General features: G+C 68.0%; 3 protein-coding genes and 1 pseudogene. 1 reads left to right on the top strand and 3 read right to left on the bottom strand.

Translation table 11 applies throughout. The features are described 5' to 3' along the window. The coding region (locus ACFP9U_RS24655) for a dihydrodipicolinate synthase family protein (RefSeq protein WP_378625477.1) at positions 1 to 679 on the top strand (679 nt) is incomplete at its 5' end. A gap of 28 nt (positions 680 to 707) precedes the next feature. Here ACFP9U_RS24655 and ACFP9U_RS24650 read toward each other — a convergent pair. The 3 genes and pseudogenes from ACFP9U_RS24650 to ACFP9U_RS24640 form a co-directional block, all read right to left on the bottom strand. After that, positions 708 to 1712: a LacI family DNA-binding transcriptional regulator gene (locus ACFP9U_RS24650; RefSeq protein WP_378625474.1), complete on the bottom strand. Its 1005-nt coding sequence runs from the start codon at positions 1710 to 1712 to the stop codon at positions 708 to 710. A gap of 2 nt (positions 1713 to 1714) precedes the next feature. Beyond that, positions 1715 to 2302, bottom strand: a complete 588-nt coding sequence (locus ACFP9U_RS24645; RefSeq protein ID WP_378625473.1) for a dual specificity protein phosphatase family protein — start codon at positions 2300 to 2302, stop codon at positions 1715 to 1717. 10 nt (positions 2303 to 2312) lie between these two features. Next, positions 2313 to 2635 (bottom strand): annotated as a pseudogene (locus tag ACFP9U_RS24640) (MBL fold metallo-hydrolase); the annotation flags it as partial.

Here is a 2635-nt window from a genome sequence, read left to right as displayed (position 1 = left end):
TGCGGCGCACGCCGCCGAGGTCGGCGCGCACGGCCTGATGGTGATCCGCCGCGTGCTTTCGCGCGGCACGGCGCACAGCGCCCAGCGCGCGCATTTCAAGGCGATCCTTTCGGCCGCCCCCGACCTGCCCGCCGTGATTTACAACAGCCCCTATTACGGCTTCGCCACCCGCGCCGACCTGTTCTTTGCGCTGCGTGCCGAGCATCCCAACCTGATCGGCTTCAAGGAATTCGGCGGCGCCGCCGACCTGCGCTATGCCGCCGAGCACATCACCTCGCAGGACGACGACGTGACGCTGATGGTCGGCGTCGACACCAACGTTTTCCATGGCTTCGTCAATTGCGGTGCCAGGGGCGCGATCACCGGCATCGGCAATGCGCTCCCGCGCGAGGTGCTGCATCTCGTCTCCTTGTGCGAGAAGGCGGCCAGGGGCGACGCCCGCGCCCGCGTCCGGGCGAAGGAGCTCGACGAGGCGATGGCGGTCCTCTCCTCCTTCGACGAGGGACCGGACCTGGTGCTCTATTACAAGCACCTGATGGTGCTGAACGGCGACAGCGAATACGCGCTGCACTTCAACGAGACCGACGCACTGACCGATGCCCAGCGCAACTATCTCGAAGCGCAGTATACGCTCTTCCGCGACTGGTACGCGGACCGGAGCGCGCAGGACGACGCCTGAGGAGACCTCATTTCTTACCTGCCGGGGTTCAACGCCCCGGCAGCGTGGTGCCGCGCTCCACGAGTGTGACCGGGATCTTCCGCACGAAGGGGCGCCGATCTCCGGCCGTGTCGCGGGTGAGCGCCTCGATGACGGCGCGATTGAGCTCGGCGACCGGCTGCCGGATGGTCGTCATGGCGTGTGACGACCATGCGGCCTGCGGCACGTCGTCGAAGGCGATCAGCGACATCTCCTCGGGAATGCGCCGGGCGAGCGCATGGCGCGCGGCGTTCAGGAACCCCAGCCCCAATTCGTCCGTGACGCAGAACACACCGTCGATGCCGCCCTGCCCCAGGAGTGCGCGAGCGGCCTCCTCGCCCGCCGCGTAACTGTTGCCGCCGCGCGTCCATGTGACGACCTCCACCCCTGCCTCCGCCATGCGCGCGCGGAAAGCCTCGGCGCGCTGCCGCTTCGACAGAGTCTTGCTGGCGCTCTGCACCACCGCCACCCGCCGGCGCCCGTCGGCGATCAGCCGCTCGGCGGCGAGCCGGCCGCCCTGCTCTGCATCAAAGGCGATGATATCGGCCAGGGCGCTGTCGACGGTGCGGTTGATGAGGACGACGCGCACTCCGTTGTCCAGGCACTCGCGCACCAGCGAATGATGCGGCGCGCCGGACAGGACCACCACCGCACGGACACGATATTCCAGAAGCAGTTGAAGCGACCGCCTCAGGTCCTTCCCGTCGCCGCTGGCGTTCATCAGCAGGCATTGAAGGTCCTCTTCGACCAGCGCCGCGGTGAGATCGGCGAGCTGGACCGCGAGATAGGGATTGGCGAGGTTCGAACCGACAACGCCCACCAGGCTGGAACGCTCGGTATGAAGGGTCTGCGCCAGGCGGTTGACGCGGTAGCCCAGCGCCCGTGCCGAGGCCTCGACCCGCAGCCGCACCGCATCCGAGACGCTGGCGCCGGGGGTGAAGCAGCGCGAGACCGCCGAGCGCGAAACGCCGGCATGCAGCGCGACGTCGAGCGCCCTCACGAATCCGCGGCGCATGCTCAGCGGGCCTCCGCCCGGCCGCTTATCGCCGCGAGCATTGGCAAGGCCTGTTCGGCAAGCGCGATCATGGGCGCCAGCGGATAGCGCTCGTCCATGCCACGGCAACGCCGGATATGCACCAGCGAGTCGCCAAGGCGCGGATAATCGCGAGGCCGGCATATGTGCAGATAAAGGGCGAGCACCGTGGCCGAGCGGGACTGGCCGGCGCGGCAGTGGACCAGGATGTTGCCGCGCCGGTTCGGCGGGTAGTGCGGCTTTCCTTCCGTATAGGTTTCAACCAGCCCGTGGAGCGTCAGAACGGCGGCGGCAAGGACGCTGGGATCGTTTCCCGGACCGTCGGTGAGGCCGATCTGATAACGGCGCATATGCGTCCCGTCGGCCAGCGCCAGCGGCATTGGGAACACGTTGAGAGCGACATTGAGGCTGGCCGTCACGCCAGCGGCCTGCAACATGCCCGCATCCTCGGCCGCGGCAAGATTACCGATATAGAGCGTGAGGCGGTCCCGGCCGAAGCCGTGGGCCACAGGCTCCAGGACAGGCCGGTCCTCCGGTGTTTGATCGATGAGGGAAGGAAAGGCTTTCTGCATGGGCTATCCGCTAGACTTCGATCGTCCTGTCGAGACAAAGCCGGTCACCCAGCCCGGCACACAGGTTCGGCGCTTCGGAAACGTCCAGGAAGACGGGAACCACCCGCTGCGCGGCGCAGGAATCGGCAAGGTCCAGAACATCCTCGAGGCGCGGGTGCACGTTCCAGCCCAACCAGTGCGCGGCACCGGCCTGAAGCAGCGCCTCCGCCGGGGTGCCGGCAGGCACATGGCTGGAAAAGAGGAAACGGAACCCCTCGCCGAGGCGGGCGCGGAGCGCGGCGGCAAGCCCAGCCTCGGCATTGGCCTCCGTGGCGACGATGGCGTCGCCGGGTC

The organism is Nitratireductor sp. GCM10026969 (assembly GCF_042660605.1).
Taxonomy (GTDB): domain Bacteria; phylum Pseudomonadota; class Alphaproteobacteria; order Rhizobiales; family Rhizobiaceae; genus Chelativorans.
This window is presented reverse-complemented; position numbering and strand designations above follow the sequence as displayed.

Excerpts from the sequence above, each read along its gene's own strand:
- ACFP9U_RS24650 (WP_378625474.1), bottom strand. The coding sequence starts at position 1,712 with ATGCGCCGCGGATTCGTGAGGGCGCTCGACGTCGCGCTGCATGCCGGC.
- ACFP9U_RS24645 (WP_378625473.1), bottom strand. The coding sequence starts at position 2,302 with ATGCAGAAAGCCTTTCCTTCCCTCATCGATCAAACACCGGAGGACCGG.